At 67.2% G+C, this 24,878-nt stretch carries 28 protein-coding genes and 2 pseudogenes; 16 read left to right on the forward strand and 14 right to left on the reverse strand.

The genetic code is table 11. The features are described 5' to 3' along the window. Positions 1 to 17: 17 nt before the first annotated feature. Both ygfZ and MSG_RS21760 read left to right on the forward strand, forming a co-directional pair. Positions 18 to 1,115, forward strand: coding sequence for a CAF17-like 4Fe-4S cluster assembly/insertion protein YgfZ (ygfZ, locus tag MSG_RS21755; RefSeq protein ID WP_096442915.1), 1,098 nt, complete (start codon positions 18 to 20; stop codon positions 1,113 to 1,115). Positions 1,116 to 1,261: 146 nt separating this feature from the next. Continuing rightward, positions 1,262 to 1,450: a DUF3073 domain-containing protein gene (locus tag MSG_RS21760; protein ID WP_096442917.1), complete on the forward strand. Its 189-nt coding sequence runs from the start codon at positions 1,262 to 1,264 to the stop codon at positions 1,448 to 1,450. A gap of 69 nt (positions 1,451 to 1,519) precedes the next feature. Here the strand turns inward: MSG_RS21760 and purM are convergent, their stop codons facing one another. The 3 genes from purM to MSG_RS21775 form a co-directional block, all read right to left on the reverse strand. Beyond that, on the reverse strand, positions 1,520 to 2,614 hold the full coding sequence (gene purM, locus MSG_RS21765) for a phosphoribosylformylglycinamidine cyclo-ligase (protein ID WP_096442919.1): 1,095 nt from the start codon (positions 2,612 to 2,614) through the stop codon (positions 1,520 to 1,522). 52 nt (positions 2,615 to 2,666) lie between these two features. Next, positions 2,667 to 4,211: an amidophosphoribosyltransferase gene (gene purF / locus MSG_RS21770; RefSeq protein WP_096442921.1), complete on the reverse strand. Its 1,545-nt coding sequence runs from the start codon at positions 4,209 to 4,211 to the stop codon at positions 2,667 to 2,669. Positions 4,212 to 4,341: 130 nt separating this feature from the next. Further along, the gene (locus MSG_RS21775) at positions 4,342 to 4,737 is read right to left on the reverse strand and encodes a sterol carrier family protein (RefSeq protein ID WP_096442923.1); all 396 of its coding nucleotides are present in this window, start codon (positions 4,735 to 4,737) and stop codon (positions 4,342 to 4,344) included. A 106-nt stretch (positions 4,738 to 4,843) separates the two neighbouring features. Here MSG_RS21775 and MSG_RS21780 point away from each other — a divergent pair, with 106 nt between their 5' ends. After that, complete coding sequence (locus tag MSG_RS21780; RefSeq protein ID WP_232011099.1) at positions 4,844 to 6,082, forward strand: HAD family hydrolase; 1,239 nt, start codon at positions 4,844 to 4,846, stop codon at positions 6,080 to 6,082. Between the two features lie 32 nt (positions 6,083 to 6,114). On the opposite strand, the gene MSG_RS21785 is transcribed toward MSG_RS21780, so the two are convergent. Beyond that, positions 6,115 to 6,369 (reverse strand): hypothetical protein, encoded by a 255-nt coding sequence (locus MSG_RS21785; protein ID WP_096442927.1) that lies wholly within the window; start codon positions 6,367 to 6,369, stop codon positions 6,115 to 6,117. Continuing rightward, positions 6,362 to 6,862, reverse strand: a complete 501-nt coding sequence (locus MSG_RS21790; protein WP_096442929.1) for a Tautomerase enzyme — start codon at positions 6,860 to 6,862, stop codon at positions 6,362 to 6,364. Before MSG_RS21790 ends, MSG_RS21785 begins: the two co-directional genes overlap by 8 nt. 115 nt (positions 6,863 to 6,977) lie before the next feature. Between MSG_RS21790 and MSG_RS21795 the strand changes: the two genes are divergently transcribed. After that, on the forward strand, positions 6,978 to 7,457 hold the full coding sequence (locus MSG_RS21795) for a winged helix-turn-helix transcriptional regulator (protein ID WP_096442931.1): 480 nt from the start codon (positions 6,978 to 6,980) through the stop codon (positions 7,455 to 7,457). A 14-nt stretch (positions 7,458 to 7,471) separates the two neighbouring features. Here MSG_RS21795 and purL read toward each other — a convergent pair whose 3' ends face one another. The 3 genes and pseudogenes from purL to MSG_RS21810 form a co-directional block, all read right to left on the reverse strand. Further along, complete coding sequence (gene purL, locus MSG_RS21800; RefSeq protein ID WP_162899325.1) at positions 7,472 to 9,757, reverse strand: phosphoribosylformylglycinamidine synthase subunit PurL; 2,286 nt, start codon at positions 9,755 to 9,757, stop codon at positions 7,472 to 7,474. A 50-nt stretch (positions 9,758 to 9,807) separates the two neighbouring features. Continuing rightward, positions 9,808 to 9,957 (reverse strand): hypothetical protein, encoded by a 150-nt coding sequence (locus tag MSG_RS21805; protein ID WP_197705006.1) that lies wholly within the window; start codon positions 9,955 to 9,957, stop codon positions 9,808 to 9,810. Positions 9,958 to 10,008: 51 nt separating this feature from the next. Next, positions 10,009 to 10,731: pseudogene (locus MSG_RS21810) on the reverse strand (hypothetical protein). Between the two features lie 52 nt (positions 10,732 to 10,783). On the opposite strand from MSG_RS21810, the gene MSG_RS21815 reads away from it, so the two are divergent. Continuing rightward, the gene (locus MSG_RS21815; RefSeq protein ID WP_096442933.1) at positions 10,784 to 11,401 is read left to right on the forward strand and encodes a TetR/AcrR family transcriptional regulator; all 618 of its coding nucleotides are present in this window, start codon (positions 10,784 to 10,786) and stop codon (positions 11,399 to 11,401) included. Here MSG_RS21815 and MSG_RS21820 read toward each other — a convergent pair. Together MSG_RS21820 and MSG_RS21825 are read right to left on the reverse strand one after the other, a co-directional pair. After that, positions 11,395 to 11,742, reverse strand: a complete 348-nt coding sequence (locus MSG_RS21820) for a VOC family protein (RefSeq protein WP_096442935.1) — start codon at positions 11,740 to 11,742, stop codon at positions 11,395 to 11,397. The genes MSG_RS21815 and MSG_RS21820 overlap by 7 nt on opposite strands. A 10-nt stretch (positions 11,743 to 11,752) precedes the next feature. Then, the gene (locus MSG_RS21825) at positions 11,753 to 13,030 is read right to left on the reverse strand and encodes a M18 family aminopeptidase (protein ID WP_162899263.1); all 1,278 of its coding nucleotides are present in this window, start codon (positions 13,028 to 13,030) and stop codon (positions 11,753 to 11,755) included. Positions 13,031 to 13,107: 77 nt separating this feature from the next. Here MSG_RS21825 and MSG_RS21830 point away from each other — a divergent pair, with 77 nt between their 5' ends. Further along, positions 13,108 to 14,127 (forward strand): Dyp-type peroxidase, encoded by a 1,020-nt coding sequence (locus MSG_RS21830; protein WP_096442939.1) that lies wholly within the window; start codon positions 13,108 to 13,110, stop codon positions 14,125 to 14,127. After that, on the forward strand, positions 14,124 to 14,924 hold the full coding sequence (locus MSG_RS21835; RefSeq protein WP_096442941.1) for a family 1 encapsulin nanocompartment shell protein: 801 nt from the start codon (positions 14,124 to 14,126) through the stop codon (positions 14,922 to 14,924). The genes MSG_RS21830 and MSG_RS21835 overlap by 4 nt, the downstream gene beginning before the upstream one ends. Positions 14,925 to 14,990: 66 nt before the next feature. Here the strand turns inward: MSG_RS21835 and MSG_RS21840 are convergent, their stop codons facing one another. Both MSG_RS21840 and MSG_RS21845 read right to left on the reverse strand, forming a co-directional pair. Further along, a complete protein-coding gene (locus tag MSG_RS21840) occupies positions 14,991 to 16,697 on the reverse strand; it encodes an MOSC and FAD-binding oxidoreductase domain-containing protein (RefSeq protein ID WP_096442943.1) in 1,707 nt (568 codons plus the stop codon). A 36-nt stretch (positions 16,698 to 16,733) separates the two neighbouring features. Then, positions 16,734 to 17,450, reverse strand: coding sequence for an SDR family oxidoreductase (locus tag MSG_RS21845; RefSeq protein WP_096442945.1), 717 nt, complete (start codon positions 17,448 to 17,450; stop codon positions 16,734 to 16,736). Between the two features lie 160 nt (positions 17,451 to 17,610). On the opposite strand from MSG_RS21845, the gene MSG_RS21850 reads away from it, so the two are divergent. The 7 genes and pseudogenes from MSG_RS21850 (at position 17,611) to MSG_RS21880 (ending at position 22,717) form a co-directional block, all read left to right on the forward strand. After that, the gene (locus MSG_RS21850; RefSeq protein WP_096442947.1) at positions 17,611 to 18,480 is read left to right on the forward strand and encodes an alpha/beta fold hydrolase; all 870 of its coding nucleotides are present in this window, start codon (positions 17,611 to 17,613) and stop codon (positions 18,478 to 18,480) included. A 78-nt stretch (positions 18,481 to 18,558) separates the two neighbouring features. Next, positions 18,559 to 19,251, forward strand: coding sequence for a TetR/AcrR family transcriptional regulator (locus MSG_RS21855; protein WP_096442949.1), 693 nt, complete (start codon positions 18,559 to 18,561; stop codon positions 19,249 to 19,251). Continuing rightward, positions 19,248 to 19,919, forward strand: a complete 672-nt coding sequence (locus tag MSG_RS21860; RefSeq protein WP_181159214.1) for a TetR/AcrR family transcriptional regulator — start codon at positions 19,248 to 19,250, stop codon at positions 19,917 to 19,919. Before MSG_RS21855 ends, MSG_RS21860 begins: the two co-directional genes overlap by 4 nt. Positions 19,920 to 20,052: 133 nt before the next feature. Continuing rightward, on the forward strand, positions 20,053 to 21,102 hold the full coding sequence (locus MSG_RS21865) for a zinc-binding dehydrogenase (RefSeq protein ID WP_162899264.1): 1,050 nt from the start codon (positions 20,053 to 20,055) through the stop codon (positions 21,100 to 21,102). Between the two features lie 39 nt (positions 21,103 to 21,141). Beyond that, positions 21,142 to 21,831 carry a haloacid dehalogenase type II gene (locus MSG_RS21870; protein WP_096442953.1) on the forward strand — a complete coding sequence of 230 codons (690 nt, stop codon included), beginning with the start codon at positions 21,142 to 21,144 and terminating at the stop codon, positions 21,829 to 21,831. Positions 21,832 to 21,896: 65 nt separating this feature from the next. Then, positions 21,897 to 22,144 (forward strand): annotated as a pseudogene (locus MSG_RS25740) (pyridine nucleotide-disulfide oxidoreductase); the annotation flags it as partial. A gap of 102 nt (positions 22,145 to 22,246) precedes the next feature. Continuing rightward, complete coding sequence (locus MSG_RS21880) at positions 22,247 to 22,717, forward strand: cupin domain-containing protein (RefSeq protein ID WP_096444724.1); 471 nt, start codon at positions 22,247 to 22,249, stop codon at positions 22,715 to 22,717. Here the strand turns inward: MSG_RS21880 and MSG_RS21885 are convergent. Both MSG_RS21885 and MSG_RS21890 read right to left on the reverse strand, forming a co-directional pair. Beyond that, positions 22,711 to 23,109, reverse strand: coding sequence for a VOC family protein (locus tag MSG_RS21885; protein ID WP_096442955.1), 399 nt, complete (start codon positions 23,107 to 23,109; stop codon positions 22,711 to 22,713). The genes MSG_RS21880 and MSG_RS21885 overlap by 7 nt on opposite strands. Continuing rightward, a complete protein-coding gene (locus tag MSG_RS21890; RefSeq protein ID WP_096442957.1) occupies positions 23,094 to 23,699 on the reverse strand; it encodes a TetR/AcrR family transcriptional regulator in 606 nt (201 codons plus the stop codon). Before MSG_RS21890 ends, MSG_RS21885 begins: the two co-directional genes overlap by 16 nt. A gap of 59 nt (positions 23,700 to 23,758) precedes the next feature. Here MSG_RS21890 and MSG_RS21895 point away from each other — a divergent pair, with 59 nt between their 5' ends. Together MSG_RS21895 and MSG_RS21900 are read left to right on the forward strand one after the other, a co-directional pair. Continuing rightward, a complete protein-coding gene (locus tag MSG_RS21895) occupies positions 23,759 to 24,169 on the forward strand; it encodes a nitroreductase/quinone reductase family protein (protein WP_096442959.1) in 411 nt (136 codons plus the stop codon). A gap of 162 nt (positions 24,170 to 24,331) precedes the next feature. Continuing rightward, the gene (locus MSG_RS21900) at positions 24,332 to 24,802 is read left to right on the forward strand and encodes a YbjN domain-containing protein (RefSeq protein WP_096442961.1); all 471 of its coding nucleotides are present in this window, start codon (positions 24,332 to 24,334) and stop codon (positions 24,800 to 24,802) included. The last annotated feature ends 76 nt before the right edge of the window (positions 24,803 to 24,878 follow it).

Consider the following 24,878-nt stretch of genomic DNA (forward strand, 5'->3'; position numbering starts at 1 on the left):
ATCCGTAGAGTTGAGATGTGGCTACCGCAGTACCCGCACCCGATTCGGGACCCGACGCCGGCGCGATCTGGCACTACGGCGATCCGCTGGGCGAGCAGCGGGCGGCCCAGACCGATTCGGTGTTCGTGGACCGCTCACACCGCGCGGTGCTCACGCTGACCGGAAGGGACCGGCAGAGTTGGCTGCACAGCATCTCCAGCCAACACGTCAGCGACCTGGTCGACGGTGCCAGCACACAGAACCTGAGCCTCGACGGACAGGGCCGGGTGGAGGATCACTGGATTCAGACCGAGCTGGGCGGGCTGACCTACCTCGACACCGAGCCGTGGCGCGGTGAGCCGCTGCTGAGCTATCTGAGCAAGATGGTGTTCTGGTCCGACGTCACGCCGGCCGCCGCAGACATGGCGGTGTGGTCGCTGCTGGGCCCGCGGCTGAACGATCGAGCGGTGCTCGACGCGCTCGGCCTGGACGCGCTGCCCGACGAGTCGTTCGCGGTCCCGCCACCGGGAGGCGGCTTTGTGCGCCGCATGCCCGGCTTCCCGCCCGGGCACATCGAATTGGACCTCGTCGTACCGCGCGGCGAGTCGGCCGACTGGCAGCGGCGGTTGACGCAGGCGGGGGTGCGGCCAGCCGGGGTGTGGGCCTACGAGGCCCACCGGGTCGCGGCGGTGCGCCCCCGGCTCGGAGTAGACACCGACGAACGCACCATCCCGCACGAGGTGGGCTGGATCGGCGGTCCTGGCGTCGGCGCCGTCCACCTCGACAAGGGTTGCTACCGGGGCCAAGAAACCGTCGCCCGGGTGCACAACCTCGGCAAGCCGCCCCGGATGCTGGTGCTGTTGCACCTCGACGGTTCCGTGGACCGCCCCGAAACGGGCGATGCGGTGCGCGCCGGCGGGCGCGCCGTCGGGCGCCTCGGAACCGTCGCCGAGCACGTCGATCTCGGGCCGGTGGCCCTGGCACTGCTGAAGCGCGGGCTGCCCGCCGACACCGAATTGACGACGGGCGCCGAGGACGCGGTGTCGGCCGCGATCGACGCCGACACGTTGCCGGGGACCGACGAGATCGGCGCCGGCCGGCTCGCCGTTGAACGGTTGCGCGGCGGTACGAGATAATCGCAAGGGAGTCCGCCACAGCGGGCAGGGGCCTCCGACGTGTATCGGCAAGGCACGGTAAACTGTCCGAAGGACAATAACGACACCAAGAGATCGGAGCCGCCTACTCGTTAGGCCGCTCCGTTATTGCGCGAGGGGGTTCCCCCATGGGCCGCGGCCGGGCTAAGGCAAAGCAGACCAAGGTTGCTCGAGAACTCAAATACAGCTCACCGCAGACCGACTTCCAGTCGCTGCAACGCGAGCTGTCGGGGACCGGTGCCGGCGATTCCGACGAGCTGGACAACAACGGTGCCGACGACTCGTGGGGGGACGAGGACGAATGGCGCCGCCGCTAGGCTTTTTGTTCAGGTCGTGCCGGCCCTCATCGCGCCGGCCCGGGATCGGGCCCGACTAGCCCGACTCACTCAAAACCTGGGATGCCGCCCGACGAGCTTTGCTCGCGGGCGTTCTTTTCCGCCCTTGCACACGGTTCCCAATACCCAACAGTCGAGATGCCGGGCCGTCAATATTGCCAGGGCCCGGTCGGTGTCCTCGGGCGCGACGATGGCAACCATCCCGACGCCCATGTTGAACGTCTTTTCCATCTCTTCGCGTTCGACCCGGCCCCGCTGCGCGATCATGGCGAACACGGGTGCCGGCGTCCAGGTGCCGCGGTCGACCTCGGCGACCAGCCCGTGCGGGATTACGCGTTGCAGGTTGCCCGCCAGTCCGCCGCCCGTCACGTGGCAGAACGTGCGGACGTGGGTCTCGGCGGCCAGGGCCAGGCAGTCCTTGGCATAGATCAGGGTGGGCTCCAGCAGTTCCTCACCCAGCGTGCGACCGAACTCCTCGACGTGACCCGACAGGTTCATCCGGTCGATCTCCAGCAGCACCGTGCGCGCCAGCGAGTACCCGTTGGAATGCAGCCCGGACGAGCCCAGCGCGATGATCACGTCACCGGGTTTGACGCGGTCGGGCCCCAGCACGTCGTCGGCCTCGACCACGCCGACCCCGGTCGCCGAGATGTCGTAGTGGTCGGGCTCCATCAGCCCGGGATGTTCGGCGGTCTCGCCGCCGAGTAGCGCGCAGCCCGCCCGCACACAGCCCTCGGCGATGCCGCTGACGATGGCGCTGAGCCGTTCCGGCACGGTCCGGCCGACGGCGATGTAGTCCTGCAGGAACAGCGGCTCGGCGCCACACACCACGAGGTCGTCAACCACCATGGCGACCAGGTCCAGGCCGACGGTGTCGTGCTTGTCCATCGCTTGGGCGACAGCCAGTTTGGTGCCTACACCGTCGGTCGACGCCGCCAGCAGTGGCTCGCGGTAACCGCCGCGCAAAGCGAACAGCCCGGCGAAGCCGCCCAGGCCGCCGCGCACCTCAGGTCGGGTGGCCCTGCTGGCCAGCGGTTTGAACAAGTCGACGGCACGCTCACCGGCTTCAATGTCCACCCCGGCCGACGCGTAGGTGACGCCCTCGCTGCCCGGGTCTCGTCCGTCGCTCTTTCCGGGATCCGTCATCGCGATAAAGGCTACCGGTCGATCACGGCCGGTAGCAGCCGACTTCGAAGTACTAAGGCCGAATTTCCGTCAGCCCACCGACGGGAACCTCGTCGGGGGCCAGATCGCCCATGCCCGCACCGCGTGCGGCATTGGTCAGCATGTGCTCGATGACGTTCTTGCCCAGCACCGTCTCGTTGGGCAGCTCGATCGGGTAGTTGCCGTCGAAGCAGGCGGTGCAAAGGCGCGACGCCGGCTGCTCGGAAGCCGCGACCATGCCACGCAGCGAGATGTAGCCCAGCGTGTCGGCGCCGATGGCGTGCCGGACGGCCTCGAGCATCTCCTCTTCGTCCTCGACGGCGTTGGCGATCAGCTCGGCCGGCGACGGAAAGTCGATGCCGTAGAAGCAGGGCCACTTCACCGGCGGTGACGCAATGCGCACGTGCACCTCAACGGCGCCGGCCTCGCGCAGCATCCGCAGCAGCGCGCGTTGGGTGTTGCCCCGCACGATCGAGTCGTCGACGACGATGAGCCGCTTGCCGCGGATCACCTCTTTGAGCGGGTTGAGCTTCAGCCGGATGCCCAGCTGCCGGATGGTCTGCGACGGCTGGATGAACGTGCGCCCGACGTAGGCGTTCTTCATCAGGCCCTGGCCGTAGGGCACACCGGACTCCTGGGCGTATCCGACCGCGGCCGGTGTGCCCGATTCGGGCACACCGATGACCAGGTCGGCGTCCACGGGGCATTCGCGAGCCAGCCGGCGACCGATGTCCACCCGGGCGGCGTGCACGGACCGGCCACCGATCGTGCTGTCCGGCCGCGCCAGGTAGACGTACTCGAACACGCAACCCTTCGGTGTGGGGTTGGCAAACCGCGTGGAGCGCACCCCGTCCGCGTCGATCGCCAGCAGTTCGCCCGGCTCGATGTCCCGGACGAACGAGGCACCGACGATGTCGAGTGCGGCCGTCTCGGACGCCACCACCCAGCCACGGTCCAACCGGCCCAGCGACAAGGGGCGCACCCCGTGCGGGTCGCGGCAGGCATACAGCGTGTTCTCGTCCATGAAGGTCAGGCAGAAGGCGCCGCGCACCGTCGGCAACAATTCCAGCGCCGCCTGTTCCAGGGTGGCATCGGCCGCGCCGTGCGCGAGGAGCGCGCCCAAGATGTCGGAGTCCGTCGTCGCCGGGGCCGGGGCGCGCTTGGCGATCAGTCCGGCGTCGCGTGCCCGAGAGGCAAGCTCGGCGGCGTTCACCAGGTTCCCGTTGTGCCCTAACGCAACTCCGGTGCCGGCGGCGGTGTTACGGAACACCGGCTGGGCGTTCTCCCAGGTGGTGTCGCCCGTGGTGGAGTAACGGCAATGCCCAATGGCGACGTGGCCCTGCATCGCCGCCAGGGTCTGCTCGTCGAACACCTGACTGACCAGGCCGAGGTCCTTGAAGACCAGCACCTGGGAGCCATCGGCGACGGCGATGCCGGCGGCTTCCTGGCCGCGGTGCTGCAACGCGTACAAGCCGTAGTAGGTGAGTTTGGCGACGTCCTCGCCCGGGGCCCATACCCCGAATACGCCGCATTCTTCACGGGGTGCGCTGAAATCCTGTTCGGGCTCTTGGACGGTCACAGTGGGCGGCTCCCTAGCGAGGGGTAGTGACGCCTCGGAGTTTACGGGCACGTAAGCGCGACGGACCAATCTGTTGGGCGTGTTGACTCCCGAAATTTTCGGCGTGTCACCCTAAACCTGCAGTTCAGAATTATATTTCGCCGACATCGAACAACGGCAGCCAGTGGTCAATTTCACCCGCTCGCGAGCCCGACAGCGTTAGCAAACCGTTCGTCTTGGCGTCGGCCGGCGTCAACATCCCGGTGGCGAGCAGCAACCAGGTCCGCGGATCGGTCTCGACGACATTGGGTGGTGTGCCGCGGGTGTGCCGCGGCCCGGCGATGCATTGCACCGCCGCGAAGGGCGGAATGCGGACCTCGACGCCGGCGCCGGGCGCCAGCGCGGCCAGGGTGCGCGCGGTGAGCCGAACGGCGGTCGCCAGGGCGGTCCGGTCCGGGGCCGGGCGGGATTCGTCGCGCAACCAGTCCACGACGGCCAGGACGACCTGCCGGGTCTTGGCCGGATCGGCTCTCTCGCGGGCGGCCATACCCTAGGGTCTCAGAATCATGAGGCCTCCCCGCAACGACCACTGCGCTGCGCGGAGGCCTGCAGACCGCGCCGCGGTCGCGGCGCGCCGGCTCCTGGCTTCCGCAATGACCGGGGCCATGCTGTTGGTGGCCGGCTGCGGCGACTCCGGCGACTATTCAGAGGGCGACACCTCGGATGCTCACTGCCGCACCGTGGCCGCCGATCCGGGGTGGTACGGCGACAATCGCGACCGCATCAACGCGATGATCGGCAAGCTGGGCAGCTGCGGGAAACTGGGGTCGACGGCCGACGGCGCGCCCCTGGCACTGTTCGACTTCGACAACACCGTCGTGAGGAACGCCATCAGCGACATGACCCTGTTCTGGATGATGCGCAACTCCAAGGTGCGTCAACCGGCCAGCGGGGATTGGAGCACCACCAACCCTTATCTGACGCCGCCGGCGGCGGCGGCCTTGGCGGCCGCATGCGGCGGGCTCGCGGCTCCAGGTCAGCCGTTGCCCACCGGATCCGACACCGGCTGCGCCGACGAGCTGATGTCGGTGTATGCCAACCGCCAAACACGTTCGGGCACAACGGCGTTCACTGGCTATAACCACCGCCGTATCGACCCCGGCGCCGTCTTGGCGGCGCAACTACTGGCCGGCTGGACCGACGCCGAGGTGACCGGCTTCGTCGAAGCGGCCCGCAAGGAGAGCCTCGACGCAGCCGAAGGCGCCGAGCAACAGATCGGCAGTGTCCGCCGCGCCGCGTGGGTGCGCTACTACGCACAGATGCGAGACCTCATCGCCACGATGCAGGACAACGGATTCGATGTACGGATCATCTCCGCGTCCCCGGAGCCGGTGCTGCGGGTCTGGGCGGCCGAGCTGGGTATCTCCGAGGATCGCGCGATGGGCACTCGCACCGAACACGACGGTGACGTCCTGACGGCGCGTCTGGCTCAGTGCGGCGGAGAGCCCTCCGTGCCGTACAACGAGGGCAAGCGTTGCCGGGTCAACGAGCAGGTATTCGGCATCCAGGGTCCGGCGTCGTTCGATCAACTGCCCGAGAAACTCCGGCAGGTGTTCGCGGCCGGCGACTCCGACGGCGATGTCACGTTCATTTCAGATGCGACCGCGCTGCGCCTGGTGATCAACCGCAACCAGATCGAGGTCATGTGCCGCGCCTACGCGGATCTCGACGGGCGCTGGCTGGTCAATCCGATGTTCATCAAGCCGCTGGGCATCAGCCCGCCGTACCCGTGTGCGACACAGGGATTCGACCAGCCCAACGGCGACCAAGTACCGCTGGCGCGACCGGACGGCGGCGTCGTGCCCGACCAGCTCGACCGCGTGCACTCCTAGCCGAAAACACCTGCTCTACAGGGAAATTCAGCTCACAGCCGGAACATTTCGCGAGACATCGCGGCATCCTCGACGAATTCCTCGCGCCGGTGGTAGTGGGGTCGGGTGGGCGTTCGTCTGGGCCGAGATGTTGCGACCGCGGCCCAGACGGTCACGACGGTGTTGGCGATGACGCGCGCGATACGTCTCCCGCCGGTGGGGGGCGCCGATGGGATCGCCGGAATTCGTCCGGGGATGGCCCATTCCGGGATCGAGGGCACACCGACGCCGGCCGTCAGGTCAGCCATCGGAGGATCCCGCGAACACGGCCCGCCGGCCGGCTAGGCGTTGCTGCGCATACTCGCGCCCTTTGTCGACGTCGCGAAGCACAGTGGCAGCGATGTCGGCGAGCCGAACGGCCCGTCCGCCCGCACCCCAATTGCCTTCGGGGATCTCGTTGCCGATAACCCAGATCCGCAGGGGGTCTTGGTCGTAACGCCCTGCCTCAGCCGCCAGGATTGCGTCGGTGATGGCGGCGAAGGCGCTGGCAGCCCGCACGTCATCGAGCTGCCCTTGCGGAACCGAGGCGATCACCTTGTAGTGCGGGGCCGACGGTACGTCGCCGGCGTGCAGCATGGCCGCCGGCCGATGCAGCCAGACCTTGGCCAGCGACCGCGCGACGGGGTCGGACGGATCGGCTCCCTCGTGTTCGATCAGGATCTCGGCGAGCCGCCGCAGCAATTGGCGTTCCGCCTCGGCGGGCAACGCCTGTTCGGGGATGTAGACGTCGAGCATGGGCATCGGGCTGTGCCTTCCCGGTCAGGGGCGGGCCTGGCGCATCCACCCTGGGTTGCCTAACACAACGCAGGCTAGCTGGAGCTGGGTTGCAATGTCAAACCCTGATAGGCTGATCGTTATGTCCGAGCTGCGCGATCGCTACATCGCCGATAACTGCTCGATCAAGCGCGCGCTCGATGTCGTGGGCGAGAAGTGGACCCTGCTGGTGATGCGGGAGGCGTTTTACGGCGCACGCCGTTTCGATCAGTTCCAAGCGCGCATCGGATGCGCACGCAACATCCTCAGCGAACGTCTGACGAAGCTGACCGAGGCCGGCATACTCGAGCGAGTGCCCTACCGCGAGCCCGGACAACGGGAGCGGCACGAATACCGGCTCAGCACAAAGGGATTGGATCTCATCACGGTGGTCATCGCCCTGATGCAATGGGGGAACCGCTGGGAGGCTGGCCCGGAGGGCCCACCCGTCGAGGTGTTACACCGCGACTGCGGCCACCCGGTCGAAGCCATCGTGCGGTGCGCGCACGACGACACCATCCTGGGCGCACAGGAACTGCGACCCGTACCGGGACCCGGCGCTCACCGGGCACCGGACGCCTAGACGCCGGAACCCCCTCAGCCGAAGAGCCGGGGCAACACCGCTTCGGACATCGCACGCAATTCGGCCAGTGGCACGGTGAACAACCCCTGGAATTCCACCGCGTCGGAGTCGCGATCGGCGACCCCGATGCGCACGGCGGGTAGCCCGCGCGCTTCGCACATCGAGCGGAACCGGCTCTCCTCAGTGCGCGGCACCGCCACCAGCACCCGGCCGGCGGACTCGGAGAACAGCGCCACGAACGGATCGGCACCGTCGGGAAGCACGATGCGACAACCACTTTCACCCGCCAACGCCGCTTCCACGATGGCCTGGGCCAGCCCGCCCTCGGACAGGTCGTGAGCCGCGGACACCAACCCGTCGCGGGACGCCGAGCTCAACACCTCGGCCAACAGCTTCTCGCGCGCCAAGTCGACGATCGGCGGCAAACCGCCCAAGTGGTCGGCGGTCACCTGCGCCCAGACGGAACCATCGAACTCGTCGCGGGTGTCGCCCAGCAAGATCAGGGTCTCCCCCGGCTCGCTGCCTAGGGCAGTAGGAAGACGTCGGCTCACATCATCCAAGACGCCGAGGACGCCGACCACCGGTGTCGGCAGGATCGCCGTGGATCCGGTTTGGTTGTAGAAGCTGACGTTGCCGCCGGTGACCGGAATCCCCAGGGCCACGCAGCCATCGGCCAGGCCTCGGACCGCCTGGGAGAATTGCCACATCACGCCGGGGTCTTCCGGCGAGCCGAAATTCAGGCAGTTGGTCACCGCGACCGGGGTGGCCCCGGTGACGGCGACATTGCGGTACGCCTCGGCCAGCGCCAGCTGGGCGCCAGCGTAGGGATCCAGCAGCGTGTAGCGTCCCGAGGCGTCGGTCGACAGGGCGATGCCGCGGCCGGTGGACTCGTCGATGCGCAGCACACCGCCGTCGGCGTGCTCGGCGAGCACGGTGTTGCCCCGCACGTAGCGGTCGTACTGCTCGGTGATGAACGCGCGGCTGCACAGGTGCGGACTGCCAAGTAGCGCAAGCAGAGTCGCGCGCAGCTGTTCACCGGTGGCCGGGCGAGGCAAGCCGGCCGAGGTGTCGGCGTTCAAGGCGTCCTGGGTGTCGGGACGCGCCAGCGGCCGCTGGTAGACCGGGCCCTGGTGAGCCACCGTGCGGGGCGGTACGTCGACCACCGTCTCGCCATGCCAGGTGATGCGCAGCCGATCGCCGTCGGTGACCTCGCCGATCACCGTCGCCAACACCTCCCACTTGCGGCACACGGCCAGGAACGCCTCGACGTTCTCGGGCGCGACGACGGCGCACATGCGCTCCTGCGATTCGCTGGACAGGATCTCGGCGGGCGTCATGTTGGCGGCGCGCTGCGGAACGGTCTCCAGCTCGACCCGCATGCCGCCGTCGCCGGCCGAGGCGAGTTCTGATGTCGCACAGGATAATCCGGCGCCACCCAGATCCTGGATGCCGATCACCAGACCCGCCGCGTACAGCTCGAGGCAGCACTCGATTAGCACCTTCTCGGCGAAGGGGTCGCCCACTTGCACCGAGGGCAGTTTCTTTCTGTTCTTGTTGCCGCTGCCCCCGCCCTCGTCGCCGCCAAAAGTTTCCGACGCCAGCACTGACACGCCGCCGATGCCGTCGAGGCCGGTGCGCGCACCGAACAGGATGATCTTGTTGCCGGTACCCGAGGCGAATGCCAGGTGCAGGTCCTCCTTGCGCAACACCCCAACGCACAGCGCGTTCACCAAGGGGTTGCCCGCATACGAGGCGTCGAAGATGGTCTCGCCGCCGATGTTGGGCAGGCCCAGCGAGTTGCCGTAGCCGCCGATGCCCCGGACGACGCCGTCGAGCACGCGCCGGGTGTCGGGCGCGTCGGCTGCGCCGAACCGCAGCTGATCCATCACCGCGACCGGTCGCGCACCCATGGCCATGATGTCGCGCACGATGCCGCCCACTCCGGTAGCCGCGCCCTGGTACGGCTCTACGTAGGACGGGTGGTTGTGCGATTCCACCTTGAAGGTCACGGCCCAGCCGTCGCCGATATCGACGACGCCGGCGTTCTCGCCGATACCGGCCAGCATGCGGGCGCGCATCTCGTCGGTCGTGGTCTCGCCGAAGTAGCGCAGATGCACCTTGGACGACTTGTACGAGCAGTGCTCGCTCCACATCACCGAGTACATCGCCAGCTCGGTGTCAGTGGGTCGGCGGCCCAGGATCTCTCGAATTCGCTGGTACTCGTCCTCTTTGAGACCCAGCTCACGAAACGGTTGCGGCTGATCGGGGGTGGCGGCCGCGTGTTCGACGGTGTCGGCCACGTGGGTGCGGGCGCCGGTTCCGGAGACAGTCACGCACACAGTGTAAAGAGCTACCCGCCGCGCAGCAGGCGGGCGCTTTCGGCGTCGGCCGGATGGAACAATGCGACCGCCAATTCGGCGAGCGTGACGTCGAGCGGAGTCCCGAAGGTCGTCAACGTCGTGAACATCGACAGGCGTCGTCCGCCGTCCGCGTCGAGCACGAACGGAACGAGCAGCGACGACCCGCTCTACCTCGACGAGCGCTGAGCCGGCTAGGCGATCTCGGCCAGCGCCGAGGCGGCGTCGAGGTCGGCGTAGGCGAACGAATACCGTTGTGCCAGTGCGACAGAGACGTCGGTGCGTTGCCACTCACCGGCGCTGGCCGTCACCAACCACAGCGTCAACCCGTGTGCCACCGACGCCCGGTAACGCAGCCAGATCTCGTCGGCCCCGGGCAGCTCGTCGGCCGGCAGCCCCAGCGAGTCGCGGTACTCCGCAAGGAGGTCACGCTCGCTGGAGCGCCGGTCCTCGACGGTCAGTGCGCCCTGCAGGAATTAGCCGAGATCCAGCGACCAGTTGCCGCGCCGCGGCACCTGCCAGTCCAGGAAGCCGACCTCACCGCTGGGCAGCAGATCCTCCATCACCAGAACGAAGTCGTAGTCGGCCTCGTCGATCAGGGCGGTGTAGACGGCCGGGTGTTCCAGCGGCAGCTCCACCCCTCAGGTGAACAGCCGCGGTTCGTGGAACATGCCGCTGGTCAACCGGATCAGGGCCTTGTGCGCGGGGTCGGCGGCTTTGACGAAGACCGTCGCCGGGCCCGCGCCACCGGAATAGGTGACCCCCAACCGGGCGCGTCGGTTGGTGCCGTCGTCGCGAAGCTCAACGCCTACCGTCTCGACCTGCACGCCGGGGAAATCCGCGGCCAGCGCCGCCGACATCCATTCCGGGGTGATGTCATCCCAGGTTTTGGGCACCGTCAACGAGGTAGCGCTCAACGATGAGCCCCATCCCAGAATCGACACGTATCGTTTCCTAACGATAGTCACCATGACGTTAGCCCACTCCGACGCCGCACCGCCAGGGCCAACCGAACGGGTGGGGCGGCCGCGTGACGCCCGGTTGCATCACGCAATCCTCGACGCCACCCGGGAACTTCTCACCGCCGGCAGCTACGCCGACCTGTCGATGGAAAGCGTCGCGGCCCACGCGGGGGTGGGGAAAAAGACGCTCTACCGGCGCTGGCCCTCGAAGGCGCCGATGGTCGCCGAGGCGGTGCTGGAGGCGTACGGCGGATCGGGGTCGTTTCCGGTCGCCCAGACCGGCGACATCCGCGCGGACCTGCGCTCTTGGCTGAACGAGCACGCCGAGTTTCTGGCCGAGCCGGCCAACGCCGCGTTGGTGCGGGCTCTAGTCGCGGCGGCCGTCGCCCGGCCGGGCGACGGCGAGGATCTCTATGAGCAGTTGAGCGCGCCGCAGCTGGCCGGGTTGACGACCAGACTCCGCCGGGCGGTCGAGGACAGAGAGCTCCGTGCCGGCGCGGACGTCGATGCCGTCGCGCACGCGTTGGTCGGCGCCCTGCTCTTCCACGCGCTCACCAGTAGCGGTGCAGGCCCCGGACTCAACGGACTTGTCGACGCGCTGCTCGACGGGGTGACGGGTTACTGAGGAAGCACGCAGAACACATTGCCCTCGGGGTCGGCCAGCACCACCCAGCGGAAATCATCGCCGAAGCTGTGCCGCCCCACCTCGACGGCCCCGGCCGCTGTCAGCCGCGACACTTCGTCCTCCACGTCGGACGTACCGAAATCGAGGTGCACGCGGTTTTTCCCGGGAGTGGGATCTGGCACCTTCTGGAATCCGAGCTGGAGCCCTTCCGACAAGGTAACCACCATGAATTCACCCGCGAGCAAGTCATGCGTCGTGCCGTCGAAATGCTCGGCCCACCACCCGGCTAACGTCGCGGGGTCACTGCAGTCGATCGTGATCATCTCCACGTTGAGCGCCATACCGCCGACCCTATGCCGCGGGCGAGAAAAACGCTTGCAGTGCAGCGGAATAGGCGACCACATCGTTAGCACCCATCAGTTCCCGCGCAGAATGCATCGCCAGCTGCGCGGCGCCGACGTCGACGGTGGGAATGCCGGTCCGGGCCGAGGCCAGCGGGCCGATCGTCGACCCGCACGGCAGGTCGGCGCGATGCTCGTAGCGCTGCAGCCCGACTCCGGCCTGCTCGCATGCCAACGCGAACGCCGCCGCCGTACGACTGTCGGTGGCGTAGCGCAAGTTGGGATGCACCTTGAGCACCGGCCCGGCGTTGACGGCGATCGGATGCCCCGGCTCATGCCGCTCGGGATAGTTGGGATGGGTGGCGTGCGCCATGTCGGCCGAGGCGAGCAGCGAGACCGGCAGTCGCCGCAAGTAGTCCTCCCGGCTGCCGCCGCCGGCCAGCACGATGCGCTCCAGCACGGTGCTCAGCAGGTTCGACTGCGCCCCGTGATCCGACGACGAGCCAACCTCCTCGTGATCGAAAAGCACTACGACGGGCACGAAATCGCGTGGCTGGGTGGCCAGCAACGCCTCGATGCCCGCATAGCAACTGGCCTGGTTGTCCAACCGCGGGGCACTCACCAGGCTGGTGTCGGCGCCGATCACCGACGACGGTGTCAGATCGTGCGTCATGAGGTCGGCGGCCAGTACGTGGGCCGGCGCCACCCCGGCCCGCTCGGCGACGTAGCCGACGAAGGAGCGCGGTCGGTCGCCTGGTGCGGCCGAGCCCCACACCGCGTTGACATGCCGCTGCGGATCCAGCGTCAGCGATTTGCGGTCCTCGGCCAGGTGAATGGCCAGCTGCGGCACCCGCAGGATCGGGTCATCGATCCGGACGAGCCGATGGTCGACCCCGCCGCCTCGATCATTCGAGCGCACCGACAACCTGCCGCTGATGCCCAGGTCGCGGTCCAGCCAGGAGTTCAGCCAGGCTCCCCCGTAGGGCTCCAGCGCGACCACCTGCCACCTCCCGACCACCCGGTCGGGATGCTGTTTGACGCGCAGATTAGGGCTGTCGGTGTGTGCCCCGACAATCCGGAACTGGCCGCCGGATTCGGCGTTGTTCCAGGCGACCAGCGAGCCGGCGCGCACGGTGAAGTAGCGGCCCGGTTGACCGGGCCACGGTTCGGCTTCGCGAAGCTCGGCGTATCCCGAGGCGAGCAGTCGGCGGGCCACCGTTGCGCAGACGTGGAACGGCGACGGGGAGGCGTCGATGAATTCGCAGAGGCCTGCGGCACTGGCCGACATGTCCACCATCATCGCTGCCCCCGTCCGCGCAGTTCACGCTGGGCCTTGATGCGCGGCTCCTTGCTAAGGTCGCCCATGTGCCTTCGGTACAGCCGCAACCCGTGCTCGCGCCGTTGACGCCTGCCGCCATCTTTCTGGTAGCCACCATCGACGACGGCGGCGAAGCGGACGTGCACGACGCGCTGCCGGGCATATCTGGGTTGGTGCGGGCGATCGGCTTCCGGGACCCCACCAAGCGTCTGTCGGTGATCGCCTCGATCGGATCGGCCGCGTGGGACCGGTTGTTCGACGGGCCCCGGCCCGCCGAGTTGCATCCGTTCGTCGAGCTGACCGGCCCACGACACACCGCGCCGGCCACGCCCGGCGACCTTCTCTTCCACATCCGGGCCGAGACGTTGGACGTGTGTTTCGAGTTGGCCGGCCGCATTCTGAAGTCGATGGCCGGCGCGGTCACGGTGGTCGACGAGGTGCACGGCTTCAAGTTCTTCGACAATCGCGACCTGCTGGGCTTTGTCGACGGCACCGAAAACCCGGACGGCCCGATCGCCGTGAGCGTCACGGAGATCGGGGACGAAGACCCCGATTTCGCCGGCTCCTGCTACGTCCATGTGCAGAAGTACCTGCACGACATGCAGTCATGGGAATCCCTGTCCGTCACCGAGCAGGAGCAAGTGATCGGCCGCACCAAGCTCGACGACATCGAACTCGACGACGACGTGAAGCCGGCCAACTCGCACATCGCGCTCAACGTGATCGAGGACGACGACGGCACCGAGCTCAAGATCGTGCGGCACAACATGCCGTTCGGTGAGCTCGGCAAGGACGAGTACGGCACTTACTTCATCGGCTACTCGCGCACGCCGGCGGTCACCGAACAAATGCTGAAAAACATGTTTCTGGGCGATCCGCCGGGCAACACCGACCGGGTGCTGGACTTCTCCACCGCGGTCACCGGCGGCCTGTTCTTCTCGCCCACCGTCGATTTCCTCGACGACCCCCCGCCGTTGCCCGCGCCACCGGCGACCGGGCACCCGGCGGCGGCCACGTCTGCAGACGGCTCACTTTCGATCGGCAGCCTGAAAGGAACCACCTCATGACGAACAACCTCTATCGCAATCTGGCTCCGGTCACCGACGTCGCTTGGGGCGAAATCGAATTGGAGGCGACGCGGACGTTCAAGCGTCATATCGCGGGGCGCCGGGTTGTCGACGTCAGCGACCCCGGCGGACCGGTGACCGCCGCCGTGAGCACCGGCCGCCTGCGCGACGTCGAGGCACCCACCGGCGGTGTGGTTGCCCACCTGCGGGACAGTAAACCCCTTGTGCGGCTGCGGGTTCCGTTTACCCTATCGCGCGCCGAAATCGACAACGTCGAGCGCGGCGCGCAGGACGCCGACTGGGATCCGGTCAAGGAGGCCGCCAAGAAACTTGCGTTCGTCGAGGACCGGGCTATCTTCGAGGGTTACGCCGCTGCCTCGATCGAGGGTATCCGCTCCGCCAGCTCCAACAAGTCGCTGACGCTGCCGTCGGATCCCCGCGAAATTCCCGACGTCGTCACTCAGGCGATTTCCGAACTGCGACTGGCCGGCGTCGACGGGCCTTACTCGGTGCTGCTGTCCGCCGACGTCTACACCAAGGTCAGCGAGACCACCGAGCACGGATATCCGATCCTCGAACACATCGACCGGCTGGTACCCGGGGACATCATCTGGGCGCCGGCCATCGACGGCGCGTTCGTGCTGACCACCCGGGGCGGCGATTTCGATCTGCAGCTGGGAACCGATGTGTCGATCGGGTACACCAGCCACGACGCGGACAGCGTCCAGTTGTATCTGCAGGAGACGCTGACATTCCTGTGCTACACCGCGGAGGCCGCCGTCCCACTGACGCCGTAGCGGAACAAACGTCGACCGACCAGTACTGCACGCGACTGGCGGCCAGCGCGCGATCGCCGCTTAGCGCTACAGATCCAACACCAGGTCGCTGGCCGGGGCCGCAGCACAGATCAACACCGTGCGCTGGTCGGGCGCCTCCAGCGGCGCTTGCACATACGTGGCGCTACCGGCCACCACTCCGGTCTCGCATACGTGACAGACGCCGCTGCGGCAGGAGAACCGGGTCGGGACGTCGCAGGCCTCCGCCAGCTCGAGGATCGAGGGGTAGCCGGCCGACCAGTTGACGCTGAGCCCGCTGCGCGCAAACGTGATTGATGGCCCGGTACCCGACATCCCGGCGGGCGGGTGCGGCGCTCTGCGGGGCGCACCGTCGACGATGCCCGGGTTGACCGGCGGCAGCGCACCGAACAACTCACTGTGGATGTTTGCGGCGTCGAGCCCGCATCCGATGAGCGCTTCGCGCATGTCGTTCATGAATTGTGTTGGGCCACAAAGGTATGCGATGGCATCGGGCGGCAACCCCAGCGCCGCGACGGCCGGCTGGCCCAGGCGTCCCTGGGTCTGCGTGAAAAACGTCAGCTGCCGGGCGCGCGGCAGCGACTCGACCAGGCTGGTGACTTCGTCTGCAAAAGCTTGGGTTTCGGGATTTCGCGTGGTGTGCAGCCACCAGATTTCGCGGGTGCTGCGCGCGGTCGACAGCGCGTGCAACATCGCCAGGACGGGGGTGATGCCGATTCCCGCCGAGAGCAATACCACCGGGTCGGCACCGGCGGTCAGATAGAAATCGCCCCGCGGCGCGGCAGCCTCGATGACCGATCCGGGTGCGGCGTGCTCATGCAGCCATCGGCTCACCAGTCCGTGATCTTCCCGCTTGACACTGATGCGGTACTCGCCCGCGCCGGGGTCGCCGGACAGCGAGTAGCTGCGCAGCGGCGGCGGCTGTGCGGCACCGGTTATCCGCACGGTCAGATACTGACCGGCCGGCACCGGCGGCAACGCGCTGCAGTCGTCGGCGTGCAGATCGATCGACATCACCTGAGGGCTGTCCCGACGTATCGCGGTAACCCGCAGCGGGCGGAATCCCGCCCACCCGGGTTCATGACGTGGCGCAGTTGCGGACGCGGCGCTGATCTGCTCGTCCAGCATGTCGTTGAATGACTGTTGCCAGCCCGGGCTGAGCGCGGGAACGTCGATGACCTTGCGGAGTTGTCCGATGTCACGGTCGGGCAGATAGAGCAGCGCGTCGACGTCGGCGACGCTGAGCCCATGACGTCCGCGGCGGGTTCGCACGATGTCGTCGCCAGCACGCACGTGACCTTCGGTGACGACGCGAAAATAGAAGCCCGGACGGTGCTGGGCCACAAGTAGATTGGGCATCTCGGGCTCGTTGAGCCGAAGACCGACCCGAAAGCAGGTGACCCGCGGTTGAGTCACCTCGAATTCGGCCTCGCCGATGCGGTAACGGTCGCCGATGCAGACTTCGCTATCGGCGAGCCCGGTGATGGTGAAGTTCTCGCCGAAGTGGCCCGGGACCAGGTCGCCGCGGTTGAGGTAGTTGCTCCAGAAGTCGTACGACTCGGTCTGGTACACCATGACGGCGCGTTGTTCGCCGCCGTGGCCGCCCAGATCGCCTTGGCCGTCCCCGTCGATGTTGAGCCGGCGCACCATCACCGGTCCCTCGACGGGTGTCTTCCAGATGCCGGTGTAGACGGTCTTGTCGTGCCAGTGCACGTTCTTGGGCATGCCCACGTTGACCGAAACAAGCCTGCCCACAGCGCCTCCTCGGTTTGCCCGAGCCTCGCGCAAAGCCTACGTCAGCGGTTCTCCGCCGTCGACCTTGAGCGTCATGCCGGTCATGAATGTGTTGGTCATGGCGAACAACACGGCACCGGCCACGTCGTCGGGGGTTCCGATGCGCCCGACGGGGTTGCCGGCGGCGACGTGCCGGAAGTAGTCACGCTTGCCGTCCATGCCGAGCGCGTCCCAGGCGCCGGTGTCGATCACCCCGGGCGAGATCGCGTTGACCCTGATCGGAGCGAGCTCCACAGCAAGCCAGCGAGCGAGGAAGTCGACCGCTCCGTTGGTGATGCCCACCCCCAGATACCCGACGTTGTGCTTGAACGCATGGACCCCGGCGAACAAGACGAACGATCCGCCCGGATTGACTTGGGCAACATAGGCTTTCGCTAACATCGTAGGCCCGATGACCTTGGTGTCGAAAGACAGCTGAAGGTTGGAACGGTCCAGGTCGGCCAGGTTGCCGCGCGCGCGTGCCGAGGCCGTCGACACCAGGTGATCGACGGCGCCCGTTCGCTCGACGAGCGCGGCGATCGACGCATCGTCGGTCAAGTCGACCACCTCCGCGTCGATGCCGGTCTCGGAGTAAGCGTCGGCGAGTTTGCCCCGGTCCCGTCCCGCCGCGATGACATGCGCGCCCTCCGCGTGCGCCAGCAAAGCAACCGCACGCGCGATTCCGCTGCCACGGCCGACGACCAAAACGGTCTTGTCCTGCAACGTGTTCCCCATCCGCACTCCCTCCGGGACAAAATGGGATGTACAGCCCATAATATGGGCGGGTAGGCCGGCGGTCAACTCGTACAGAGCTGTTGCGGGATTTCGAGTTTGGTGCATACTGGGTTGCACATCCCAAATTGGGCACGATCCGAGACGGTGCAGGAGGCATCTCATGCCGGTTGTTCATCACCGCTACGCGACCGTAGACGGTCATCGGCTGTTCTACCGTGAAGCCGGCGATCCGGCGGCTCCCGCCGTTGTCCTGCTGCACGGCTTTCCGACGAGTTCGTTCATGTTCCGGAATCTGATCCCGGCGCTTGCCGACCGCTACCACGTGATCGCACCCGACCACCTCGGGTTCGGCCTGTCCGACGCGCCGTCCGTCGAGGAGTTCGACTACACATTCGACGCGCTGACCGACCTGACGGCGGGCCTGCTGCGCGGGCTCGCCGCCGACCGGTACGCAATCTACGTCCAGGACTACGGCGCCCCGATCGGATGGCGGCTGGCGCTGCGCGATCCGTCGGCCATCACGGCGATCATCAGCCAGAACGGCAATGCCTACGACGCCGGATTCGTGGAGAGCTTCTGGAAGATCGTCGAGGAATACCAACGGGAGCAGACTCCCGACACCGAGGCGCCGATGCGCAACTTCCTGACGCTGGATGCCACCCGCTGGCAGTACGTCACCGGCGTACCGGACGAGACGCTGGTCGACCCCGACGCCTGGCATCACGACTACGCCCTGCTGTCCCGCCCCGGCAACGACCTGGTGCAGCTGAAACTGTTCCGTGACTACGCCACCAACGCGCCGATGTACCCGCGGGTGCACGAGTACTTGCGCGCCAGCCAGGTGCCGCTGCTGGCGGTCTGGGGCCGCGGGGACGAGATCTTCGGGCCGGCCGGGGCTGAGGCGTTCGCCGACGACCTGCCTGACGCCGAGATCCATCTGCTCGAGGGCGGACACTTCCTGCTGGAGTCCGCGCTCGACGAGGTCGCCGGGCTGATTCGCACGTTCCTCGGGGAACGCGTGTCCACCTGACCGCGACCCGCGGACGGCACGGCCGGCAATGGGCTGGATATCCCATATTCGGCGGTGTTCGCGGGTTAGCCTGACGCGATGGCCCATCCCGATGTTCACGACGAACAACGGTTGACCGCCAAGGGGCGCGCCACCCGCGACAGGATCGTGCAGGCGGCCGCCGAACTGATCGTCACCCAGGGGCTGTCGGCCGCGAACATGGAGAATGTCCGTAAAGCCGCATCGGTCAGCGGCTCTCAGCTCGCCCACTACTTCGCCGACAAGGGCGCCCTGATTCGCGCGGTCGTCCGGCGCCAGATCGGCGTGGTGCTGGACTTCCATCGCCAGCCCAAGCTCGGCGAGCTGGATTCGTTCGATGACTTCGAGCGGTGGATCGATCTCAACCTGCGCTACCTCAGGCGCATCGGAACCTCCGGCGGCACAACGACTTACCATGCCCTGGCCGCACAGTTGGCGAAGTCCGACGAGGCAACGCGGCGCTCCTTGGGCGACGGCTACTGGCAGTGGGTCGAGTTGCTCGAAGCGGCGATTCGGCGAATGAAAGACAGCGGCGTACTACAGGCTGCGGCGGACCCACGACGTCTGGCGTTGGTCATCGTCACCGCCCACCAGGGCGGCGCGACCCTGGCCTTCACCTATCGGGCCGAATGGCCACACGCGGATGCCACCCGATTCGGTGTCAACTATCTACGGATGTTCGCCGCCGATCCCGCCGAACGGATGCCGCGCCCCGCGCGCCGGCCCCGCCGCGGCCGCGGCACGGCGCCGTGAGCGACAGCAACACAGCGCGGTTCACCAGCAAAGGTCTGGCGACACGGGCACGCATCATCGAGGTCGCCGCCCGACTGATGTTCCGGCGCGGCGTGGCCAACACCAGCATCGACGAGGTACGCAAGACCGCCGGCGTCGGCGGGTCGCAGATCGCGCACTACTTCCGGGACAAGCGCGAGCTGACCCGCCAGGTCATCGCCACCCGCAGCGGCGATGTCGTCGCGTTCCACACCCAGCCACAGCTCCGCGCGCTGGACAGCATCGAAGCGCTGCAGGCCTGGGCCGACGCGTGCGTCGCCGACGTCGACACCGTCTACCGGGTGGGCGGCTGCGTATACGGTTCGCTGGCCGGCGAATTGATCGATTCCGACGAAGAGGTTCGTGACGATCTGGCCGACGGGTACGACCGGTGGCTTGAGCTGTTCCGGGCGGGTCTCACAACGATGCGCCAGCACGGGGAGCTGCGGCCCGATGCCGATCCGCGACACCTCGCGGTGTCGCTGGTCGTCGCGCACCAGGGCGGAGCGATGATCACCCACACCACCGGCGACGCCGAGCCGCTACGGGTCGCCGTCAATGCCGCCGTCGAGTACGTGCGATCCTTTGGACCCCAGCCCGAATCGGGCAAGCGCCGGCCGCGTTCGGCTCGACGCCAACCCAAGTCCTAGGGTGGGCTCGGCTGGACAACTTTGGGCTGCGTCGCCCATAATAATGGGCTATACAACCCAGTTATGTCCGCTCTGGGATCGAGTCCGCTTCGATCTCCCGGTTGGCACCGACGATTCGAACAGAGGCAACGCCATGAGTCAGGCCGGGAATACCACTGCCGCACTGCCCACCCACCCGGCCGTGGTCCGCGAACAGGCCGGCGGGGAGACGATGCGCGCGATCATCCTGACGGGGTTCGGCGGGCTCGACCGCCTGGTCTATACCGACCTACCCAAGCCGCTGCCCAAGACCGGCGAAGTGGTGATCCAGGTCAAAGGCTTCGGCATCAACCACGCCGAGCTACACATGCGCCGGGGCGAGTGGGCCGAAGCCGCCGAGGTCAGCGGCATCGAATGCGTGGGCCTGGTCGACTCGTGCCCCGGCGGCGAGTTTCCGGTGGGCGCTACCGTCGCGGCCCTGATGGGCGGCCTGGGCCGGACGATCAACGGCAGCTATGCCGAATACACCCGGGTGCGCACCGCGAACGTCGCGCTGATCGAATCCGACTTACCCTGGTCAGGTTTGGCCGCGCTGCCGGAGACCTACGCGACCGCGTGGACCTGCCTGTTTCGCAACCTCGATCTGACGGCCGGGCAGACACTGGTGATCCGCGGTGCGACGTCGGCACTGGGTCAGGCCGCACTCAAGATGTCCGTCGCCGTGGGCGCGGACGTCATCGCCACGGCGCGCAGCGAGAGCCGCTTTCCCATGTTGGAGGCACTGGGCGCGTCGCGCGCTGAATTGGAACGGCCCGACCTCGCCGCCCATATCACCGAGGCCAAGCGGATCGACGCCGTCCTCGATCTCGTCGGCAACAGCACCATCCTCGATTCGCTGGACATGCTGGGTCGGGGAGGCAGCGCCTGCCTGGCGGGCTGGCTGGGCGGGCTTGCCCCGATCGGTGACTTCAACCCGTTGGCACGCATGCCCAGTGGCGTGAGCTTCAGCTTCTTCGCCAGTCCGCACTTCGGAAACCCCGGTTTCGAAGTTTCCGACGTACCGTTGAGCGACATCGCGCAGCAGGTAGCCGACGGCAAGCTCGACGCCAAGCCGGCCCGGGTTTTCTCCTTCGACCAGATTCGCGAGGCCCACCAGGCCGCGGAGGACGGCGCCGGCGGCAAGGTCGTCGTCGTGATGGACTGACGGCGCAGTCAAGCTGACTTCGCCGAGAGGGGGCGCTCGATGAACACCGCAAAGCCGTCGGTCCTGGTGTTCGACGTCAACGAAACGCTGATCGATATCGATTCCATCGCACCGCTTTTCGGGGAGCTGTTCGACGACGAGCGGGTATTGCGCGAGTGGTTCGGTCAGCTGATCATGTATTCGATGACGATCACGCTCGCCGGACGGTACGTGAGTTTCTTCGAGCTGGGTCAAGGCGTGCTGCGCATGCTGGGCGCGATCCATCAGACGCCCGTCACCGACGACGACCTCGCCCGTCTGCACACGCTGCTCCGTACCATGCCGGCGCATCCCGATGCTGTTCCCGGGCTAACCGCCTTGCGCGACGGGGGCTTCCGGCTGGCGACGCTGACGAATTCGCCGCACCGGCCGAGTGTGCCGACACCGCTCGAAAATGCCGGATTGGCAAGATTTTTCGAGCGTCAGCTCAGTGTCGAATCCGTCCGCGCCTTCAAGCCGTCGCCGGTGGTCTATCAGCACGCCTGTCGCGAGCTCGGCGTGGCGCCCGCCGACTGCATGATGGTGGCCGCCCACGCATGGGACACCCTGGGTGCGCAAAGTGCGGGATTCGGTGGCGCGCAGATCACCCGGCCTGGCAATCCGCCGCTTCCGGTCGACGGTCTGCCGCGGCCGCACCTGGTGGTGAATGACCTCCGTGAGCTCGCCGAGCGGCTCACCGGAAGGAGCTGACGACCGTGGCAGAAACCAACGAATTCGACGTTGTGGTTCTCGGCGCGAGGCCGATCGGACTGCACGCCGCCGTCGGGCTGACCGCCCGGCAAGCCGCCGCCGCGGGCCACCGCGCTCGCGGCGTCGATGTCGAGATCGGCGATGTCGTCCTGGGAGCTCTATGCCGACAGATATACCGGTCGGGCACGTATGGTGGTCGACGAGGACAGGCACTATATACTCGATACTCGGCGTGACTTTGGTCGGACCGGCTGCCACGGAGATGCCGCACTCGGCCATCGCCGTCGCCGGGCGGGTGCCCGTCGCTCGGCCGTGACACGCGGTTCCGTACTCCCCGACGGTCAGCGAGCTGTGGCTGAGACTTTCTGGGGCGTAACGGGACTCTGCTGATTGAACGACTTTCGAAGGAGTGCAGGTGGCGACCACAGACGGGTTTCACCCGGATTTCGAAGACGCACAGCAGCAGCTGGCGGCGAACAACCGCGTTCATCACATCAAGGCGTCGGACATCAGTTCGGATACGGCGCAATCCGACGGACTCCGCCGCTTTGCGGCCCTGTCCGGTCGATCGGTCGGCGCGGAGAAGCTGTGGATGGGCGAGACCCACGCCTCGCCCCAGAGCGCGTCGGCCAACCATCACCATGGCGAGTCCGAGACCGCGATCTACGTGCGCAGCGGCAACCCCGAGTTCGTCTTTCACGACGGAGTCCAAGAGGTCCGCATCGCAACGAAGCCTGGCGACTACGTGTTCATCCCGCCATATCTGCCGCACCGCGAGGAAAACCCCGACCCGGACAACGACGCGGAAGTGGTCATCGCGCGCAGCACCCAGGAGGCCATCGTGGTCAACCTGCCGGCGCTACATCCCCTCAAAGACGCTCAATAGACGGCGATCTCGACCAGATTGCCGTCGACGTCCCGGCAGTAGTGCGAGGTCATCGGCCCCAGCGCGCCGGCCCTGGTCACGGGCCCCGCGGTGACTTCGACGCCGCAGGCGGCCAGGTGAGCGCGCACTTCCTCGGGCGACGAATCGGTGATGAAACACAGGTCCTCGGAGCCGGCGGCCTCGACGGCCCCGGTGACCCACTCAGGGTCGTCGGCCAGCGCGCCGACGGGGCGCAGGTTGATCTTCTGGTTGCCAAAGCGCAGCGCGGTCCTGCCGGTGGGGCCGAACGATTCCCTTCGCATGCCCAGCACCCGCTCGTACCACGCCGCCGTGGCCCCAACGTCGTTGCAGTTCAACACGATATGGTCAACGCGGTCTACCGTGAATCCCACGATTGCCCCTCCTGACTCACGCCGAGTTGCAGCAACACAGCGGTCACGACATCGTCAGCAGCGCGCTCGTCGAACGCGCGGTGCCCGAAAATCATTCGGTACCAGAGTAACCCGAATACTTGGTCGACGACGGCGTCGGTAACGTCGGGCGACGAAAGCTGTCCGCGGGCCCGCGCTTGTTCAAGAATTTGCGTCAGCGCGTCGCGCCGTGCGGCGGCAAAAGCCGACAATCGCCCCATCGTGGCGGCGTCGGCCAGCGCTTCTCGCAGCACCCCCAGCAGCAGGCTGCGGTTGGCCGGCGCCGCTGCGAAGGTCGATCGCAGGAACAGCCGCAAGTCGTTACGCAGATCACCGGTGTCGGGGGCGGGCGCCACCTCGTCGGCCCGCTGGATCATCGCGTCAAGCAACACCGCGCTTTTGGAAGGCCACCATCGATAGATGGTCTGTCTACCCACTCCCGCCCGCGCCGCGATCGCCGCCACGCTGATCGGCGCGCCCCCCTCAACCGCCAGCAGTTCGGCGGCCGCGCGCAGAATGGCATGCTCGGCCGCGTCGTTGCGGCGGCTGCCGGTGTGCGGCCGTGTCGTCACAGGCTGAAGGCTAGTGCTTTAATTTGACGAGACCAATAGTCTCGACAATGCTAGGTGGTATGCGAACAGATATATCCGCCCCCGACCGCAAAAGGCGGCGGGTGAGCTTCTTCCATCGGCATATCGCGAACCCGATCACCCGACGTCTACCGACCCAGGTACTGCTGGAGACCACCGGCCGTATCAGCGGGCGCCCGCGCCGCACCCCGATCGGCGGGCGGCTCGATGGCACGGCCTTCTGGTTGGTCTCCGACCACGGTGGCACGTCCGACTACATCCAAAATATCCAGGCGAACAGCCGGGTGCGAGTTCGTATCCGGGGGCGTTGGCGCACCGGAACCGCGCACCCGCTGCCTGACGATGATGCGCTAGCGCGGCTGGCAACCCTGCCTCGTTTCAACAGCTCACTGGTGCGAGCGTTAGGCACCGACTTGCTGACGGTGCGCATCGATTTGGACCCGGTGCCATAGCTCGAGCGGATTCCGTTGCCGGACAATGTCTTCGCCAGAGTATTGTTGGACATTATCCGGTGACCGCGGCGTTATAAACTCAGCCGATTCTCAACAGATTCTTCGGCGTCGTCTAGTTCGGCTCCTAGGATTCGCAAAGGCCGAAGCCTCACCATTTGTTTCATGACGACTGAGGCGTTGTCCGCAGACATGATCGAACGTTACCTGTGCACCCGCGGCAGCCGCTACTTCCGCGGCCAGCACAACGGCGAATTCTTCTACGTCGCCAACACCCGTCCGAGGCGGCTGCATGTGCACCTCGGGATCTCGCGCTGGCACCACGACGAGTTCACTATTCAAGTCACCCCCGGCTGCTTCTTCCCCGCCGCCGACAGCGCCGAGCTGGCCGAGCTGGCCGACAGCTGGAATCGCCACAACCGCGACCTCGTGGTGACCGTCCGCAGGTCCTCGGACCCGAAGCGGATCGGCGTCCTCGCGCGCAGCACGCGGCGGGTCCGGGGGCAGGTCGACTTCGATGAATTCGCGACGTTCGTCGACCACGGCATCGCGGCGGCGATCGAGTTCTTCGCCGAGCTGGCCCCGATCTCGGAAATGCCGCCCACGGCGCCACCCATGGTGCTCGACGCGGGCTGAGAACGCGGGTCGCACCGGGCCGTTGGGGCCATTTCGGCAATTCTTACGGAATTATGAAGTGCCGCAGGTGTTTCCG

It is taken from the genome of Mycobacterium shigaense, assembly GCF_002356315.1.
Taxonomy (GTDB): Bacteria; Actinomycetota; Actinomycetes; order Mycobacteriales; family Mycobacteriaceae; genus Mycobacterium; species Mycobacterium shigaense.

Excerpts from the sequence above, each read along its gene's own strand:
- MSG_RS21900 (WP_096442961.1), top strand. The coding sequence starts at position 24,332 with ATGACGACTGAGGCGTTGTCCGCAGACATGATCGAACGTTACCTGTGC.
- MSG_RS21825 (WP_162899263.1), bottom strand. The coding sequence starts at position 13,030 with ATGTCGGCCAGTGCCGCAGGCCTCTGCGAATTCATCGACGCCTCCCCG.
- MSG_RS21790 (WP_096442929.1), bottom strand. The coding sequence starts at position 6,862 with ATGCCCATGCTCGACGTCTACATCCCCGAACAGGCGTTGCCCGCCGAG.
- MSG_RS21815 (WP_096442933.1), top strand. The coding sequence starts at position 10,784 with ATGACGTTAGCCCACTCCGACGCCGCACCGCCAGGGCCAACCGAACGG.
- MSG_RS21845 (WP_096442945.1), bottom strand. The coding sequence starts at position 17,450 with ATGGGGAACACGTTGCAGGACAAGACCGTTTTGGTCGTCGGCCGTGGC.
- MSG_RS21760 (WP_096442917.1), top strand. The coding sequence starts at position 1,262 with ATGGGCCGCGGCCGGGCTAAGGCAAAGCAGACCAAGGTTGCTCGAGAA.
- MSG_RS21865 (WP_162899264.1), top strand. The coding sequence starts at position 20,053 with ATGAGTCAGGCCGGGAATACCACTGCCGCACTGCCCACCCACCCGGCC.
- MSG_RS21850 (WP_096442947.1), top strand. The coding sequence starts at position 17,611 with ATGCCGGTTGTTCATCACCGCTACGCGACCGTAGACGGTCATCGGCTG.
- MSG_RS21870 (WP_096442953.1), top strand. The coding sequence starts at position 21,142 with ATGAACACCGCAAAGCCGTCGGTCCTGGTGTTCGACGTCAACGAAACG.
- MSG_RS21895 (WP_096442959.1), top strand. The coding sequence starts at position 23,759 with ATGCGAACAGATATATCCGCCCCCGACCGCAAAAGGCGGCGGGTGAGC.
- MSG_RS21785 (WP_096442927.1), bottom strand. The coding sequence starts at position 6,369 with ATGGCTGACCTGACGGCCGGCGTCGGTGTGCCCTCGATCCCGGAATGG.
- MSG_RS21855 (WP_096442949.1), top strand. The coding sequence starts at position 18,559 with ATGGCCCATCCCGATGTTCACGACGAACAACGGTTGACCGCCAAGGGG.
- MSG_RS21820 (WP_096442935.1), bottom strand. The coding sequence starts at position 11,742 with ATGGCGCTCAACGTGGAGATGATCACGATCGACTGCAGTGACCCCGCG.
- MSG_RS21795 (WP_096442931.1), top strand. The coding sequence starts at position 6,978 with ATGTCCGAGCTGCGCGATCGCTACATCGCCGATAACTGCTCGATCAAG.
- MSG_RS21780 (WP_232011099.1), top strand. The coding sequence starts at position 4,844 with ATGACCGGGGCCATGCTGTTGGTGGCCGGCTGCGGCGACTCCGGCGAC.
- MSG_RS21775 (WP_096442923.1), bottom strand. The coding sequence starts at position 4,737 with ATGGCCGCCCGCGAGAGAGCCGATCCGGCCAAGACCCGGCAGGTCGTC.
- MSG_RS21835 (WP_096442941.1), top strand. The coding sequence starts at position 14,124 with ATGACGAACAACCTCTATCGCAATCTGGCTCCGGTCACCGACGTCGCT.
- purM (WP_096442919.1), bottom strand. The coding sequence starts at position 2,614 with ATGACGGATCCCGGAAAGAGCGACGGACGAGACCCGGGCAGCGAGGGC.